The following is a 15,519-nucleotide window of genomic DNA, read 5'->3' as shown; positions in this document are numbered from 1 at the left end:
CTCAGGATTAGGGGACAGCGCCGGCGCGAACCAGGGAAAGCACTTCGTAACAGGCACCCATGGTGTGGTAGTCCGTCTTGCCGGCAGGGCTCTTCTCGTCGCTGTAGGAGCGATTGTCCCGCGTGAGGATGCGGAACCATGCGCCATAGCGATGATCGACCAGATGCTCCCACGCATAGGCCCACAGCTTCCCATACCATTGGTCATAGTCGGGCACACCCGTTGCCGCGTGCAGCAGTGCTGCGGCAGCCAAGGACTCGGCTTGCACCCAGAAATACTTGTCGTCGTCGCAGATCGTGCCGTCGGGCGCGAAGCCGTAGCAAAGGCCGCCGTACTGGTTATCCCAGCTACGTGCGACAGCGGTATCGAACAGATGCCTTGCAGTCGGCACCAGCCATGACTCTTCACGACCACGCTCAAGCAACAGCGGTTCGAGGATCAGTAGCAGCTTGGCCCATTCGGTCTGATGGCCCGGCTGGAAACCCCACGGACGGAACAGGTGCTTGGGATCGTCGCGGTGGTAATTCCAATCGATCGTCCAGTCGGTGTGGTAGTGCTCCCACACCAGGCCATCGGCGAGCGCGGCCTGCTTGCGCGTCATGGTGTCGGCGAGCGTTAGCGCGCGCTCGAGATAGCGCGGCTCGTCGCTGGCCTGATAGGCCGCCAGCATCGCCTCGCACATATGCATGTTGGCGTTCTGGCCGCGATAGTCGCTGAAGTGCCAATGCGTATCGGCTTCGTCGCGGTAGAGGTTGGCCTGCGCATCCCAGTAGCGTTGTTCCAGCAGCTGCCAGGTTTCGTCCATCCACGCGGCGGCCTCGCTGATGCCTGCCTTCAACGCCGTGGAATAGGCCAGCAGCACGAAGGCGACACCGTATGCGTGATTGGTGCGGTCTTCCGGCTTGCCGTCGCGAATGGTCCAGGCATAGCCGCCGGTGGCGGCATCGCGATGAACGTCGCGCAGGTAACGCAGGCCATGTCGCGCCGCGTTGAGGTAATCCTCTTCGCCGAACTCGATTGCCGCCATCGCGTAGTTGAAGACAAAGCGCGTGCTGCTGACCAAATGCCGGTGACTGCGGTCGTAAACCGTGCCGTCATCGCGAAAATAATGGAAGAAACCGCCAGCAGGATCGATCGCGCGCGGGTGATAGAACGCCATCGTCTTGGCTATGTGGTCGCGCAGAAATGCTTCGGAACGGAAATCCGGTAGGGCCGGCTTGGTCATGCGTAAATCTCCATAAAACGGTCTACGTCGTCGGCATTCGCCATGGCGGCAAACGAACCATGCCGCGTCACGGCGATGGCACCGCAAGCGCTGGCATAGCGCAGGGCGGCGTGCAGGCGCGGTAGGGTTGCCACCCATGCGTCGAGGTTCTCGGGGGTGACGGCTTGAGCGGCCAGCTGATGCAGCAGACCACCTACGAATGCGTCGCCAGCGCCGGTGCTATCGACCATTGGCACGCTATAACAGGGCAGTTCGCCTTCGGCGTCGGGGTGATACCAACGCAACGGCAAGGCACCATCGGTCACTACCAGAAAGCGCGCGCAACCGCTCCAGAGGCGATCGAGCAGGGCCTGTTCGCCGTCGGTCGCCAGCCAGTCGAATTCCTCGGCGCTGAGCTTTACCACGTCGGCAAGTTGCAGCGCGGGCCATACAACGCCGCGCGGCTCGCTGCCGTGTGGCCACAGTGCCGGGCGCAGGTTCAAGTCGAAACTGACCAGGGCGCCGGCCTTCCGCGCGCGCTGCATGCCTTCCAGCGTCGCTGCCGCCAGGCCGGGATCGGTCAGGCTGTTGGAGCATGCGTGGAACGCCGCGGTGTTGTCGAAGGTTTGTGCACGAAAATGTTCGGCGCGAAAAAGCAGATCGGCGGAGGGCGGTCGATAGAAGCTGAAGCTGCGTTCGCCGCGCGAGTCCAGCGTCACGAAGGCCAGCGCGGTATTGGCTTCGCCGGTACGCGCGACATCGATGGTGTCCACACCGGCTTGTTGCAAGCTGTGCAGCAGGAAATCACCGAAGCGATCATGCGCCAGCATGCCTGCGAATCGCGCATGCCCACCCAGTCGCGCCACCGCTACCGCAACGTTGGCAGGCGCGCCGCCCGCAAAGGGCAGGTAGTGCCGCGCAAAGCCATGGCCATCGTCGCCTTCACCGTGCATATCGATCAAAGCCTCGCCGAAGCAGAGGACGGAATGTTTCATCAAATAAACCCCAATACGTCGTAGTGCCGCGTCAGTTGGCAGCGCACAGATTGCACGCTCCGTGGATAGAGATATTCAGTGCTGCGCATCGACCGGCGCGGTGCGAATCCGCGAACCGCTGAGGCCGTAAAACACGATGTACGCGTAGCACAGCAGCGGCAAGAAAAACGCGTGCTGTACACCGATGTTATCGGCCAGGAACCCTTGTACGTAGGGCATCAGCGCGCCGCCCACGATCGCCATGATCAGCAGACTGGATGCCTTGCCGGTAAGCGGTCCCATGCGTTCGATGCCAAGCGAAAAAATGGTGGGGAACATGATCGAATTGAACAGGCCGATCGCCACGATGCTGTACATGGCCGTCATACCGCTGGTCGACATCGTGGCCAGCAACAGCAGCATGTTGACTGCGGCGAACACTGCCAACAATTTGCGCGGCGACATCTTCGCCAAGAGGGCGGAACCCAAGAAACGTCCGACCATTGCGCCGCCCCAGTAAAGCGATACGTAATGAGCAGCCTGCTGCTCGCTCATATGGCCGATGTCGGGTTGCGACAAATAGTTCACCATGAAGCTACCGATCGACACCTCGGCGCCGACGTAGAAGAAAATGCCGAGCACGCCGAACAGCACATGCGGATAACGCAGTGCATCGAGCAGGGTGTGGTGGCTGGTATCGGCCTTCTCCGTGCTTTCTTCCAGCGAAGGCAGGCGGAATATCCACACAAACACCGCCAGCAGCACCAGCACCACAGCCAGGCCGATATACGGCGTTTGCACCGCCTGTGCTTCCTGTGTGCGGTAGAGTAGTTGTCCGCTGGCGGACAAATCCGCGATATCGGCGGCGCTCTTCACCTTGGTCGAAAGAATCAGCAGACTGCCGAACCAGGGTGCCAGGAACGTGCCGAACGAATTCAGCGCCTGCGCCAATGTCAGGCGACTGGAACTGGTTTTCTCCGGCCCCAGCAATGCGACATAAGGATTCGCCGCGACCTGCAGCAACGTAATGCCGGTGGCCAGCACGAATAGCGCACCGAGGAATGCCGGGTAGAGCCGCAAGCCTGCGGCGGGCCAAAAGCCAACGGCGCCGACACCGGCAATGATCAGTCCCGCGACGATGCTTTTCTTATAACCAAGATGCGCCACCACGCGCCCAGCCGGCAACGACATCAGGAAGTACGCGCCGAAGAACGTGAATTGCACCAGCATCGCCTGCGCGTAGTTCAGCTCGAATACGGCTTTGAGATGCGGAATCAGAATGTCGTTCAGTGCGGTGAGGAAGCCCCACATGAAAAAGACCGCGGTGATCACGGTCAGTGCCATCGGATAGTACGTATAGCGTTGGCTGTTCGAAGCAGTGGTGGAGGTCGAAGAGGGAGCGGTCGGTGCAGTAAAAGCCATGATGAATTCCGTATGGATCAGGCGACGTGTGGCGGACAGCTGCTGGCACGTACCAACAATTGCACCGGAACGATGGTCTGGCGCGGTGACGACGACGGTTCCTGCAAACGCTGCAGGATCAGTTCCGCGGCCTGGCGGCCGCGCGCACGGGGCGTTACCGCCAGTGTCGTCAGCGGCGGTGCGCTGACTGCCGCTTCGGCGATATCGTCGAAACCGGTGAGCGCGAAATCGCGGCCCGGTTGCAGTCCGCGTTTATGCAGGCCAAGCATCAGGCCCAGTGCGACCGCGTCGTTGTAGCAAACGGCTGCGGTGGGCGCCGCGCCGTCGGCGAACAACTGATCGCATTGCGCGACGGCATCGAGGCGGTTGGGAATGCATTCCACCATCCACGACGCTGCCACCGGCAAACCCGCTTTACGCATCGCGTCGACATAGCCGGCGCGGCGCTGCTGGCAGGAGCTGGAGCTGAGATGCCCGCCGTAGAAGGCAATGCGCCGGTGTCCTTGGGCGATGAGGTGCTCGGTCGCCAGCCGCGCACCATGCTGGTTATCCAGAAACAGGCGATCCCAGTGATCGCAGGCAGCGATATCGCCGCCCACCTCGCGGTTAAACAGCAACAACGGTGTCTGCGTGCCGACAGCGGCCAGGATCTGTTCCGCGTCGCCACCCTCGGCCGGGGAGAGGATGATGCCGGCCGGTCCGTGTTCCATCAGCGAACCGAGCACGGCCAGCTCACGCGCGGTCGATTCGCCGGTGCTGCCAAGCAGAGTAACGAAACCAGCATTGCCCAAAACTTCATCGACGCCGGCCGCGAATTCGGCGAAGAACGGGTTGGCCAGGTCGTTGAGCACCAGCGCAATGCTGGATGAGGTGCGACGGCGCAGATTCGCCGCGGCGCGGTTATACACATAGCCCTGCCGCCGCAGCTCCTCTTCGACACGGGCGCGGGTGTGCTTGTTGACCAACGGGCTGCCTCGCAGCACCAGCGAGACGGTGGCGCGCGAAACGTCGCAACCGGCTGCGATGTCGCTTAAGGTAACTTTTCGACCTACTGGCTGTGTGTTCCCCATTTATCCCCGATCCTTGCATTTGGAACGATCCAAATTTACCTGAATCGGCGAAATTGCTATCGCGCACTGCAACATGCGGAGAAAAATCGCCGGTGTTAGTTTGCCGAGTTTAGAACGATCCAAACCCACTATTGGCCCCCATTCCATGAATCGTCGCCCGATTTATACCTTTCTTACCCTGTTCTTCACGGCATCGCTTGGCGTTTTTGCCGCTACGGCCTCCCAGGCCGCCGAGCAACACGCTGCAAACGTCGATCCTCGCATAGGTACCGGGGGCGATGGACACCTGTTCCCCGGCGCCACCGTGCCCTTCGGCATGATCCAGCTGTCACCGGATACCGCCATGCCGGATTTCAAGCACGCCTACAAGTGGGCGGCAGGCTACCAGTATGGCGATGCCACCATCATGGGCTTTTCGCATACGCATTTTTCCGGTTCGGGTCACTCGGATCTAGGTGATGTGCTGGTGATGCCGATTGCCGGGGACGTGCGGCTTGACCCGGGTGACGAGAAGGTCCCCGGCAGCGGCTACCGCTCGCGGTTCGACCATGCCACGGAGGTGGAGCAGCCCGGCTATTACGCCGTCACGCTGAGCGACTACGGCGTGCGCGCCGAATTGACCGCCAGCCGCCGCGTCGGTTGGCATCGCTACGCCTTTCCCACGGGCAAGCCCGCCCATGTCTTGCTGGATCTTCGTCCCAGCATCTATGACTACTCCGGCAAGGTGCTATGGGCGAACGTGCAGGTGCGCCCCGACGGCACGGTCACCGGCTGCCGCACCACGCGCGGCTGGGCGCCGGGACGCGAGCTTTGCTTCGCCATGCGCTTCAATCAGCCGATGACCTCGCGCGAGCTCTATAACCGCGAGACCGACCTCGTTTACAAGGGTTTCAAGGGGCCAGGCAACCAAGCCGAAGATGCCGTTGCGCAAAACGGCCGCGCGCTTGTCGGTGTGTTCGATTTCGGCGAACTCAAGCAGCCGTTGCTGATGAAGGTGGCGATTTCGCCGGTCAGCGAAGCAAATGCCATCGCCAATCTCGACCAGGACGGGCGGGGCTGGCTCTTCGATGCGCACCGCGCGGACGCGATGGCTGCCTGGAACAAAGCGCTGTCGCCCATCGATGTCGATGGTTCGCCTTCCGTGCGCACGCAGTTCTACACCGCGCTCTATCACGCGATGATCGCTCCGAACTTGAGCATGGACGTCAACGGCGAATATCGCGGGCCGGATCATCAGGTACATCACGCCGACGGTTTCGACTTTTATTCCAGCTGGTCGATGTGGGATGTGTATCGCGCGCAGCAACCGTTGTTGATCTTGTTGCATCCCGATCGCACCGTCGATTTCGTGCGCTCGTTGATAGCTTCGCAGGAAGCCAGCCCGTTCGGCATGTTGCCGGTATGGTCGTATCAGGGGTTGGAGACCTGGTGCATGACCGGCTATCACGCCGTGGCGATCATCGCCGATGCCTATGTCAAGGGCATCCGCGGCTTCGATGCCGACAAGGCGATGAAAGCGATGGTGTCCACTGCCACCTATGGCGATTACGGCGACCTGGCCGATTACATGAAGCTCGGCTACGTGCCGATCGACAAGGAAGTGGAAGGCGGCTCCAAGACGCAGGAGTACGCCTATGACGACTGGGCGATCGCGCAGATGGCCAAAGCGATGGGCAAGACCGATGTTTTCGCCACCTTCGAAAAACGCGCCACCAACTGGCGCAATGTCTGGGATCCGAAGACGGGCTTCATGCGTGCGAAGTTGAGCAACGGTCAGTTCCGCGAACCCTTCGATCCCGCCAGCGCCGGCTATGGCGACGATTACACCGAAGCCAACGCCTGGCAGTACTCCTGGTATGTGCCGCAGGACGTAGCCGGCCTGATCACGGCCATGGGTGGCGACGATGCCTTCAACCGCAAACTCGACCAGCTGTTCGATGCCAAGGTGGACCCGGCCATCTTCAAAAACGTGGAAGACATCACCGGCCTGATCGGCTGGTACGCGCACGGCAACGAGCCCAGTCACCACATTGCCTATCTCTACGACTACGCCGGCGCGCCGTGGAAAACGCAGCAGCGGCTCAAGCAAATCATGGACAACGAATACGGCCCCGGACCCTCGGGGTTGATCGGCAATGACGACCTCGGCCAGATGTCTGCCTGGTACATCTTCACTGCGCTTGGCTTCTATCCCGTCGCGCCCGCCAGCGACGAATACGCCATCGGTCGGCCGTTTGTGCCGCGAGCGGCCATCCACCTGAGCAACGGCCACACCTTCACGATTACGGCTACGCCGATGGATGGGACGCATCCCTATGTCGGCGCGGTCACCCTCAACGGCAAGCCGCTGGATCGCGTTTATCTGCGGCACGCAGACATCCTGGCGGGCGGGGAGCTGCATTTCACGATGCAGGCCGAGCCGAACAAAAGCTGGGGTCAGGCCATTTCCGCACGTCCCACAGCGATGAGCTCCTACTCGCGCTGAGCGGCGACTACTTCGCCATCCGGGCTAGAACGGGCTGGTCAGTAGCGGCAAACATGCGCAGAATGCGTGCATCATGCAGGATGCGCATGCTGACCAAGGGCCGTCGATGATCCGTAGGGGGATGCGACAAGTAACGGCGATGCGCTGGCGCACTGCCGGTCTGCTGTTTGCCGTGTTCGTCATCGTGACCCTGCCGTATCTGATCACCCGTGGCGGTTCTCAGCAGTCCCTCAACGCCGGCGAGCTGGTGACCCGCTCGGCGGAGATCCAGGCGCTGGTCTATCGTATCGCCGATCAGACGCACGATAGCGAATCGGCCGTGCAGCATCTGCTGGCGAACGACCCATACAGCCACGCTGAAGTGACCGCGCAAAACGCCGGGAAAACCGTGCCGGCGTTGCTCGACGAGCTGCACCGCTTGTCGGCCGACAATCCGGCGCAACAGCATCTGGTGGATCAGCTGAACGCAAAGGAGAACGGTCGGCTGGCGTTGTTGCAGCAGGCCCTGCAGCGTTATCAGCAAAACGATCGTGCCGGTGCCGATCAGGCTTTGAGCGATGCCGGCGCGTTATTCCAGATCGACGACATTGCCGAAAAGATCGTCGACAACGCCGAACAACAACTGCAGCTGCGCCGAGAGAGCGCCAAACAGCGTTCGGTCGACAATCGCCTGGTATTGGCGCTCACCGCCGCCATGCAGCTGCTGATGCTGATGATCGTGGTGGTGGTATCCGAGCGGCAGATCGGTCGACGACTGCGCGCTGAAATACGCGAGCGGCAAGCAGTGCAACGCTCGCAAATGATCCTGCAGGCAGTGCGCGAACCGATCGCCCTGCTCGACAACAGCTTGCGCACGCTGCAGGTCAATGCGGCCTTTAGCGAACTGTATGGCGTGTCCGAGGACAGTCGCGCGGAATACCTCGATGAGGTCGGACAAGGCGCATGGGCTGACGAAGTGCTGCAACAGCGCCTGCGCGACGTGCTGCTACGCGACCGCGAATTGTGGGATTTCGAGCTGATTCAGCGCACCATCGACGGTGTCGAACGGCACGTGGTGATCAATGCGCGGTGTCTGCAACAGCAGGATAGCGAGAAGCCGGCTTTGCTCCTGACGGTGAGCGACGTCACCGCGCGCGCCCTGGTCGAGCAACAAGTGAAGGAACTCAATCATCAGCTCGAAAGCAAAGTGGCACAAATTTCCGACGTGAACCGCGAGCTGGAAGCTTTCAGCTATTCCGTATCCCACGACCTGCGTGCGCCGCTGCGACACATCACCGCCTTTACGCAGAAATTGGAACTACACCAGGGCATAGGCGTCGACGAAACGACACGCCACTACCTGGGCGTGATCCGCGATGCGGCCCAGCGCATGGCACAACTGATCGAAGATCTGCTGGTGTTCTCCCGGCTCGGACGCGGTGCCTTGCGGCTACAGGCGGTCGACATGCAATCGTTGGTCGAGGAGACGCGCACGCTGGCCGAGTCGGAAGTGCCGGACCGCTGCATCGAGTGGCAGATCGAGCCGCTGCCGGTGGTTGTCGGCGACGAGAACATGCTGCGCACGGTATGGCAGAATTTGATCGGCAATGCCGTCAAATACACGGGTCAATGCAAGGTCGCCCGTATCGAGATCTCCGTTTGGCGCAATGACGCCGGTGACTACGAGTTTACTGTCGCCGACAACGGCGCCGGTTTCGATATGCGCTACGTCGACAAGCTTTTTGGCGTATTCCAGCGCCTGCACAAAGCTAGCGAGTTTCCCGGCAACGGCATTGGCCTGGCCAACGTGCAACGCATCGTGACGCGGCACGGCGGTAAGGCCTGGGCAGAAGGCGAGCCTGGGCACGGCGCGCGCTTTCATTTCACGCTGTCGGGGGTCGAAGCGCCAACGCCCGATGGATGGTTATCGTCATGAAACAAGGTCCCTTGCGCACGATTCTGTTGGTCGAAGACAGCCCGGTCGACGCCGAGATGACGATGGACGCACTGCGCGGTGCGAATCTCGCCAACCCCATCACCCATGTCGAGGACGGGGTGGATTGCATGGACTGGCTCTATGCGCGCGGCGCCTTCGCCCAACGGCAGGGCGACGATCCGGCGGTGGTATTGCTCGATATCAAAATGCCGCGCATGGATGGCCTGGAAGTGTTGACCTTAATGCGGGCGGACGAGCGGTTTCGGCGCTTGCCGGTCGTGATCCTGTCTTCCTCCCGCGAGGAAAGCGACCTGGTGCGCAGTTGGGATCTTGGCGTCAACGCGTATGTCATCAAGCCGGTCGATGTTGCGCAGTTTTTCGAGGCGGTGCGTACCCTGGGCCAGTTCTGGGCGGTGCTCAATCAGGCGCCGGATTCCGAGTAAGGACCACGATAGAAGCGCGCCGGCGGCAATGCATTGAAATATGATGGATAGGGTGACCCAGAGGCCCGCAGGATGCCGGATAAGTCCAACCATCAACGATCGCTGCCTCGCATTCGTGTCCTGCAGGTGGAGGACAGTCCTCTCGATGCCGAGCTGATCCTCACCGAGTTGCAGGCCGACGGTATCGACTATGACGTGCGTCTGGTCGATGACGAGCCGGCCTTTGTCGAAACGCTGGAGCAGTTCAAACCGCACATCGTGCTATCGGACTTGAGCATGCCCGGCTTTTCCGGACAGCGTGCGCTGGAGCTATTGCGCGACCATAGCGTGGATATTCCCTTCATCTACGTCTCGGCCACCCTCGGCGAGGAGGCGGCCATCGCAGCGCTGCGCGAAGGCGCCACCGACTACATCTTGAAACAGAATCCGGCGCGGTTGGCCTCCGCCGTGCGTCGCGCCCTGCGCGAAGCGGAAGAACAACGCGCGCGGGCGCATGCCGAGGCCGAACTGATCCGCGTCCAACGTTTCGAAAGTCTCGCCATGCTGGCCGGCGGTTTGAGTCACGACTTGCGCAACCTGCTGCAGCCGCTGTTGCTGGCCGGCGACAGTCTGCAGGATTACCAGGACGATCCGCGCCTGGCGCGACTCGGCGCGCTGGTGCGCGATTGCGGGCGACGCGGATTGGAGATGGTGCAATCCATGCTGTCGTTCGCACGCGGCGCGCGGCGAGCCGAGCAGGTCAGGGCGCAAGCGCTGATCGACGCGCTGGCCTTGCTGCTGCAGGGAAGTGTGCCGCGTTCGGTGCACCTGGACATCGAAGTGACCGATCCCGAGCTCAGCTTCGAGGGCAACCACACCGAGTTGCAGCAGTGTCTGCTCAACCTTTGCCTCAATGCGATCCAGGCCATGCCCGATGGCGGCATCTTGCGCGTCGTCACCACCAAGGTGTCATTGGGTAGCGACTTCTTTCTGGAACACGAAGAATCGCTGGCGGGCGATTACGTGCGTCTCTCGGTCTCCGACACCGGCCAAGGTATGCCCGAGGAAGTGCTCAAGCGATTGTTCGAGCCGTTCTTCACTACCAAGGAAGGCGGTACCGGGCTTGGTCTGCTTTCCTGCCGCCGCATCGTCGCCAGCCACGGCGGTGTGATGCGCCTGGACAGCATTCCGGGCGAAGGTAGCTGTTTCGAGATCTATATTCCCTTGTCCCGTCCCGCCGCCGACGCATCCGCGCTCATGGATGGCGACACCAGCCTGCACGGCAATGCCGAACACGTGTTGCTGGTGGTGGAAGAAGCCGGGCAGCTCACGCTGCTGACCGACACCCTCGATACCTGGGGTTACGAAGTACACGCGAGCCAGAGCGGCACCGCGGCACTGCAATGGATCGAAGCCTGCGGTCTGCCCGATCTCGTAGTGATGGACGCGGACATGAGCCTGTTCACCAGCGAGCGCACTTTGGCGGCATTGAGCCAGTACGGCTATCGCAATGGCGTGCTGGTGCTCTGCAGGACAGACGATCGGCTCGATGCCGACATGTTTCCGGTGCCCGGTCAGCTTCGTCGCCTGAACAAGCCAGTGAGCACCAGGGCATTGCTGCAAGCAGTACGCGAAGCGTTGAACAACACACGTACCGCGCGTGTCGGTCGCGAATAGACGGTCTACGGGAACCCGAAAAGCCTGCTAGTCGATGCCGAGTTTCTTTAGCTTGTAGCGCAATGCACGGAACGTGATACCCAGCTTCCGTGCTGCGGCGGTCTTGTTGTAGCGCGATTCTTCCAACGCCTTCATGATCGCCGTGCGTTCGAGATTGCTGATGTAGTCATCCAGCGGCAGTTCGCTGGATGGTGCGGGGGCCGGTGGTGCGGAAGGTGCGGAACCGAGCTGCGTAACGCCGGATTGCGCATGATGATGGGTATGCATGGCGGCGGCGGTATCCGCGCTCTGACGTGGCGGGCGTTGCGGCAGCATCAGATCGGTGGTGTCGATGCGGTCGCCATCGCACATGGCGACGGCGCGTTCGAGAATGTTTTCCAGCTCGCGCACGTTGCCTGGGAAGTCGTATTCCTCCAGCGCTTGTCGCGCTTCGGGCAGCAGGCGCACGGCGCCGCTTTCGCTCTTGCTCTTCGCGGCGAGCTGACGCAGCACGAAATCGGCGAGCAGCGACACATCACCGCGACGTTCGCGCAGCGGCGGCACGCGCAGCTCGATCACGTTGATGCGGTAGAACAGATCCTGGCGGAACTGGCTCTGGTCGACGAGCGCGGCGAGGTTTTTGTGAGTGGCGGAGAGAATGCGCACGTCCACGGCCACTTCCTCGCGGGCGCCGATCGGGCGCACGGCTTTTTCCTGGATCGCGCGCAGCAGCTTCACCTGCATGTGCAGGGGCAGCTCAGCGACTTCGTCCAGGAACAGCGTGCCGCCGTGGGCGGCCTGGAACAGGCCTTCTTTGTCGGCGCCGGCGCCCGTGAAGCTGCCTTTGCGATGGCCGAAGAATTCGCTTTCCATCAGCTCCGACGGAATCGCGCCGCAGTTGACCGGTACGAACGGTCCGGTGGCGCGCGGCCCTTGTTCGTGGATCAGCCGCGCCACCAGCTCCTTGCCCACGCCTGATTCGCCGGCGATGTAGACAGGCGCCTGGTTGCGGGCCAGTTTGCCGATGGTGCTGCGCACCTGCTGCATGACCGCCGAGTCGCCGATCAGGCGATCGCTGGAATGGGTCGCTGCACTGCCGGCACCGGCGCCGCTGCGTTTTTCCTCGGCCAGTTTCAGCGCGGTGCGCACGAGCCGGCGGAGCATCTGGATGTCGACCGGTTTGGAGACGAAGTCGAAGGCGCCGGCCTTCAGTGCGGTCACGGCCGCGTCGACATTGCCGTAGGCGGTGATCATCGCCACGGGCGTATCGGGATGTTCCGCTGCGATCAGCTCGATCACTTCCTGGCCGCTACCGTCGGGCAGGCGCATGTCGGTGAAGCACAGGTCGTAGCTGCGTTCACCTAGCGCGTGGCGCGCCTCGGCCACGGTGCCGACGGCATCGACCTTCAGGTCCATGCGGCCTAGGGTGATGGTGAGCAGTTCGCGGATATCGCGTTCGTCGTCGATGACCAGGACGGTCTGTTGGCTCATGGTCCGGAGGCGAAGGTAGGGTGTGTTTCAGGATACTCGCCGCGCCCGTCAGTGGCAAAGCGCGATGTGTGTACGTAGCGTCAACGACTCAAGTGTTGTAGGAAAAAATGGACGATGGTGCGATAGGCCTCCTTCGACTCGGGCAGCTCCGGGTCGGAGAAGAAGGAGTGCCACATGCCTTCCCAAACATGCAGTTCGGTCTGGGCACCGGCGCGGTCCAGCAGCTGCTGGCTATAGAGCACCGAACTCATCGTCATGTCGCGCGTACCGGTGATCAACAACGTGGGCGGGAATTTGGCCAGCAGGGTCGGCGACAGCCCCGGCTGCACCAGCGGATCGTTTAGATTTACACCGTGGAAATAGGGCAGCTCGGCCAGCCCTAGCGGATGCGCCGGTATGCCCTGACCGTTCAACAACGGGGCGACATAGGCCGAATCGCCGCTGACATCCACCAGCGAGCCGCAAAAGGTGCCGATGGCGCCAGGAACGGGAAGCTGGTCGGTGATAAAGCGGGCAACCGCCTCGCTGGTGAGGATGCCGCCTGCGGAGCAGCCGTAGATGCCGATCTGGGCGGGCTTGTACTGCTTGAGCAAGGCGCGATAGACCGCCTCCACATCGTCGCTGGCGGCCGGAAAGGTGTGCTCGGGCCCTTGCCGGTAGTCCACGCTGATGACCTTGATCCGACCGATGCTGGCGATGGGGATGGATTCGACCAGGCCACCGCTGTGCGCCCCCCACAGGAAGCCGCCGCCATGCAGATTGATCAGCACGCGATCGCGATTTTCCGGCGCAATACCTTCCGCGGGCAGCACGACATCGGTGCCGACGCCGGCGATGGTCTCGCTATGGATCTTCACCGGATAGAGCTTTTCCATGCGCGCGGCGCGATCGCTGTTCATGCGGTCGTAGAAGGCACGGTTCTGCGCGATCGGTGCGGTTATCGGTGGCGCCTTGCTACCCGCGGCCAGCATCTTGGGAAAAAAGTCGTGCGCTTCCGGCGAGGCGAGGGCCGAGTAGGGCACGGTCGCAACTGACGAGCTTACGCTGCCGTCGGGAGTGACACTGGGAGAGGCGTTTTGTGCGAATGCGGCTGTGCACAGCAGGAAGGCTGATGCGGCAGAAAGAAGGCGTACTACATGCATGATGTTCCCCTTAGAGCGGGCCACGTTCATCATCAACCTACGCATAACTTCGAATTACTTCACGATGACGGGTTGTGTGGCGGACGGGCCATGCAAGATCTCTTGCAGCTTCAGGTACACGCCGTTGGTCCACCCGAAACCAATCACATTCGCGGTGTAGCCCGCACTCACCTTCACGTCGGCATTGCCCAGCGCCATATTGTATTTCTCGCGAATGGTGCCGTCCGCCGCGAAGCTGCGATCGACGGTGGCGTCGAACTTGCCGGCGATGCGGCGTGCATCGTCGTGAAAACCATAGGCGTCGAGACCGGATACCGCCAGCCAATTGGTCGGTGCCCAGCCGAAGGGACTGTTCCATTGCGTGCCGCTGGAACGGTTGTCCATCGTCAGTCCGCCAGGCAGTTCGAAAATGGAAAGCTTGTCGCGGACTGCTGCCGCTTGTTGCGCCGAAGCGGCGCCGGCCCACAGTGGATAGAAGGTGGTGAGGTAAGGCGCATCGGAAGGCTTGCCGGCGACAAAATCGTAATCGCGATACATGCCAAATTCGGGGCGCCACAAGTATTTGTTCATCGCTCGCTTGCGCGCCGCCGCCGCTTGCGTCCAGCGCTCGGCATCCGCCGTCTTGCCCAGCCGCATGGCGAAATCGTGCAAGTCGCGTTCGTAGCGATAGAGCAAGCTGTTCAAATCCACCGCCGCATAGTGATGCGTGGAACCGCCGAACGGACCGAAGTGGAAATTGGTGTCGAAGCCCGATTCGCGCATGGCGCGATCGCCGTGGTAGTAGTCGGCCGTGAGTCGATAGCCATCCACCCATGCGCCGGCGCAGACCTTCGACGCGCGCACGTCGCAGCTTTCCGTTTTCAGGCGTGCCGCCTCGGCGTCATCCGGATGTTCCGACGCTTTCACGAGATAACCGGGATTCTCGGACGGATGCGCCAGCAGCCACTTGATCACGCCGCGATAAAACTCACTGTCGAGCGCTTCCAGCACGGGACCACTGCCCAGGTCGTAGTAACGCGCCAAGCCGGTATCGCCAGCGCGATGCTCCGGTCGTGTCCAGATCCGATAATTGCGCACGGCAAGCGGATAGGCCTGTTCAAGCCAGGCGCGCTTTTCAGATGCGTTGTGAAAGCTCGTCGGATCGTCGAGCAGGGCCGCCATCATGGCGGAGAGGAACGGCGGCTGCGAACGACTCAGGTAATAGCTGCGGTTCGCGTTGAGCACGCCGCCGTAGTACTGCACTTCAAACAAGGCGTTGTCGACCATGCTGCGCGCGAGGTCGATGTGGTGGTCGGCAATCAGGCCGAGCGTGATGAAGTAGCTGTCCCAACCGTACATTTCGTTGAAGAAGCCACCGGGAACGACATAAGGGTGCGGCAGATAGAGCAGGCCCTGTGCGGGCAGCTTTGTCGCGTCGACATCGCCCAGGTTTTCGATGGCGCGCGGCAGGGGTTGCACGTCGACGTTGCAGCGCTTCTGCACCTGAGCCAGGTCCACCGGCATGGAGAATTGCGCGGGTACGTAGAGCACCGGGCGATTGGCGACCTTGATATCCACCAGTGACGCGCAGTCGTCCGTCGAGCGCGTGAGCGTGCTCCAAGCCTGGTCGATATAGGCGCGCGTTTTGGCGGGATCCGGTTGCGTCGCCATCGTTCCCGTACTGAGCGTCGCCGATAGAAGCAGCAGGGAGAATGTTGAGAGCTTCATGTTTGTTCACCCATCAATGCGTTTTGCGTGG

The 15,519-nt window shown here is 61.8% G+C and carries 11 protein-coding genes; 4 read left to right on the top strand and 7 right to left on the bottom strand.

Going from position 1 to position 15,519, the window contains the following annotated elements; translation table 11 throughout:
* Positions 1-7 precede the first annotated feature (7 nt).
* From QQL64_RS11480 to QQL64_RS11465, 4 genes are all read right to left on the bottom strand, one after another.
* Entirely contained in the window at positions 8-1,225 is a 1,218-nt protein-coding gene (locus QQL64_RS11480; protein ID WP_284399443.1) for an AGE family epimerase/isomerase, read from the bottom strand.
* A complete protein-coding gene (locus QQL64_RS11475) occupies positions 1,222-2,199 on the bottom strand; it encodes a carbohydrate kinase family protein (RefSeq protein WP_284399442.1) in 978 nt (325 codons plus the stop codon). The genes QQL64_RS11480 and QQL64_RS11475 overlap by 4 nt, the downstream gene beginning before the upstream one ends.
* Positions 2,200-2,274: 75 nt before the next feature.
* A complete protein-coding gene (gene fucP / locus QQL64_RS11470; RefSeq protein WP_284399777.1) occupies positions 2,275-3,522 on the bottom strand; it encodes an L-fucose:H+ symporter permease in 1,248 nt (415 codons plus the stop codon).
* A 95-nt stretch (positions 3,523-3,617) separates the two neighbouring features.
* Complete coding sequence (locus tag QQL64_RS11465; RefSeq protein WP_284399439.1) at positions 3,618-4,670, bottom strand: LacI family DNA-binding transcriptional regulator; 1,053 nt, start codon at positions 4,668-4,670, stop codon at positions 3,618-3,620.
* A gap of 145 nt (positions 4,671-4,815) precedes the next feature.
* Here QQL64_RS11465 and QQL64_RS11460 point away from each other — a divergent pair, with 145 nt between their 5' ends.
* The 4 genes from QQL64_RS11460 (at position 4,816) to QQL64_RS11445 (ending at position 11,169) form a co-directional block, all read left to right on the top strand.
* On the top strand, positions 4,816-7,155 hold the full coding sequence (locus tag QQL64_RS11460; protein ID WP_284399437.1) for a GH92 family glycosyl hydrolase: 2,340 nt from the start codon (positions 4,816-4,818) through the stop codon (positions 7,153-7,155).
* A gap of 139 nt (positions 7,156-7,294) precedes the next feature.
* Complete coding sequence (locus QQL64_RS11455; RefSeq protein WP_284399435.1) at positions 7,295-9,070, top strand: sensor histidine kinase; 1,776 nt, start codon at positions 7,295-7,297, stop codon at positions 9,068-9,070.
* Positions 9,067-9,513 (top strand): response regulator, encoded by a 447-nt coding sequence (locus QQL64_RS11450; RefSeq protein ID WP_284399432.1) that lies wholly within the window; start codon positions 9,067-9,069, stop codon positions 9,511-9,513. Before QQL64_RS11455 ends, QQL64_RS11450 begins: the two co-directional genes overlap by 4 nt.
* A gap of 72 nt (positions 9,514-9,585) precedes the next feature.
* Complete coding sequence (locus tag QQL64_RS11445) at positions 9,586-11,169, top strand: response regulator (RefSeq protein WP_284399429.1); 1,584 nt, start codon at positions 9,586-9,588, stop codon at positions 11,167-11,169.
* A 27-nt stretch (positions 11,170-11,196) separates the two neighbouring features.
* Here QQL64_RS11445 and QQL64_RS11440 read toward each other — a convergent pair whose 3' ends face one another.
* The 3 genes from QQL64_RS11440 to QQL64_RS11430 all read right to left on the bottom strand — a co-directional run bounded on the left by QQL64_RS11440 (position 11,197) and on the right by QQL64_RS11430 (position 15,488).
* Positions 11,197-12,639 carry a sigma-54-dependent transcriptional regulator gene (locus QQL64_RS11440; protein ID WP_284399426.1) on the bottom strand — a complete coding sequence of 481 codons (1,443 nt, stop codon included), beginning with the start codon at positions 12,637-12,639 and terminating at the stop codon, positions 11,197-11,199.
* A gap of 80 nt (positions 12,640-12,719) precedes the next feature.
* Positions 12,720-13,781 carry an alpha/beta hydrolase gene (locus tag QQL64_RS11435; RefSeq protein ID WP_284399425.1) on the bottom strand — a complete coding sequence of 354 codons (1,062 nt, stop codon included), beginning with the start codon at positions 13,779-13,781 and terminating at the stop codon, positions 12,720-12,722.
* Positions 13,782-13,835: 54 nt separating this feature from the next.
* Positions 13,836-15,488 (bottom strand): trehalase family glycosidase, encoded by a 1,653-nt coding sequence (locus QQL64_RS11430; protein ID WP_284399423.1) that lies wholly within the window; start codon positions 15,486-15,488, stop codon positions 13,836-13,838.
* Positions 15,489-15,519 lie beyond the last annotated feature (31 nt).

The sequence above is a fragment of the Dyella lipolytica genome, from assembly GCF_030160075.1.
Classification (GTDB): Bacteria; Pseudomonadota; Gammaproteobacteria; order Xanthomonadales; family Rhodanobacteraceae; genus Dyella_B; species Dyella_B lipolytica.
Note: the sequence above shows the minus strand (reverse complement) of the source record. Positions and strands in the feature narration are given on the sequence as shown.

Excerpts from the sequence above, each read along its gene's own strand:
- fucP (WP_284399777.1), bottom strand. The coding sequence starts at position 3,522 with ATGGCACTGACCGTGATCACCGCGGTCTTTTTCATGTGGGGCTTCCTC.
- QQL64_RS11480 (WP_284399443.1), bottom strand. The coding sequence starts at position 1,225 with ATGACCAAGCCGGCCCTACCGGATTTCCGTTCCGAAGCATTTCTGCGC.
- QQL64_RS11460 (WP_284399437.1), top strand. The coding sequence starts at position 4,816 with ATGAATCGTCGCCCGATTTATACCTTTCTTACCCTGTTCTTCACGGCA.
- QQL64_RS11430 (WP_284399423.1), bottom strand. The coding sequence starts at position 15,488 with ATGAAGCTCTCAACATTCTCCCTGCTGCTTCTATCGGCGACGCTCAGT.
- QQL64_RS11440 (WP_284399426.1), bottom strand. The coding sequence starts at position 12,639 with ATGAGCCAACAGACCGTCCTGGTCATCGACGACGAACGCGATATCCGC.
- QQL64_RS11455 (WP_284399435.1), top strand. The coding sequence starts at position 7,295 with ATGCGCTGGCGCACTGCCGGTCTGCTGTTTGCCGTGTTCGTCATCGTG.
- QQL64_RS11445 (WP_284399429.1), top strand. The coding sequence starts at position 9,586 with ATGCCGGATAAGTCCAACCATCAACGATCGCTGCCTCGCATTCGTGTC.
- QQL64_RS11475 (WP_284399442.1), bottom strand. The coding sequence starts at position 2,199 with ATGAAACATTCCGTCCTCTGCTTCGGCGAGGCTTTGATCGATATGCAC.
- QQL64_RS11450 (WP_284399432.1), top strand. The coding sequence starts at position 9,067 with ATGAAACAAGGTCCCTTGCGCACGATTCTGTTGGTCGAAGACAGCCCG.
- QQL64_RS11465 (WP_284399439.1), bottom strand. The coding sequence starts at position 4,670 with ATGGGGAACACACAGCCAGTAGGTCGAAAAGTTACCTTAAGCGACATC.
- QQL64_RS11435 (WP_284399425.1), bottom strand. The coding sequence starts at position 13,781 with ATGCATGTAGTACGCCTTCTTTCTGCCGCATCAGCCTTCCTGCTGTGC.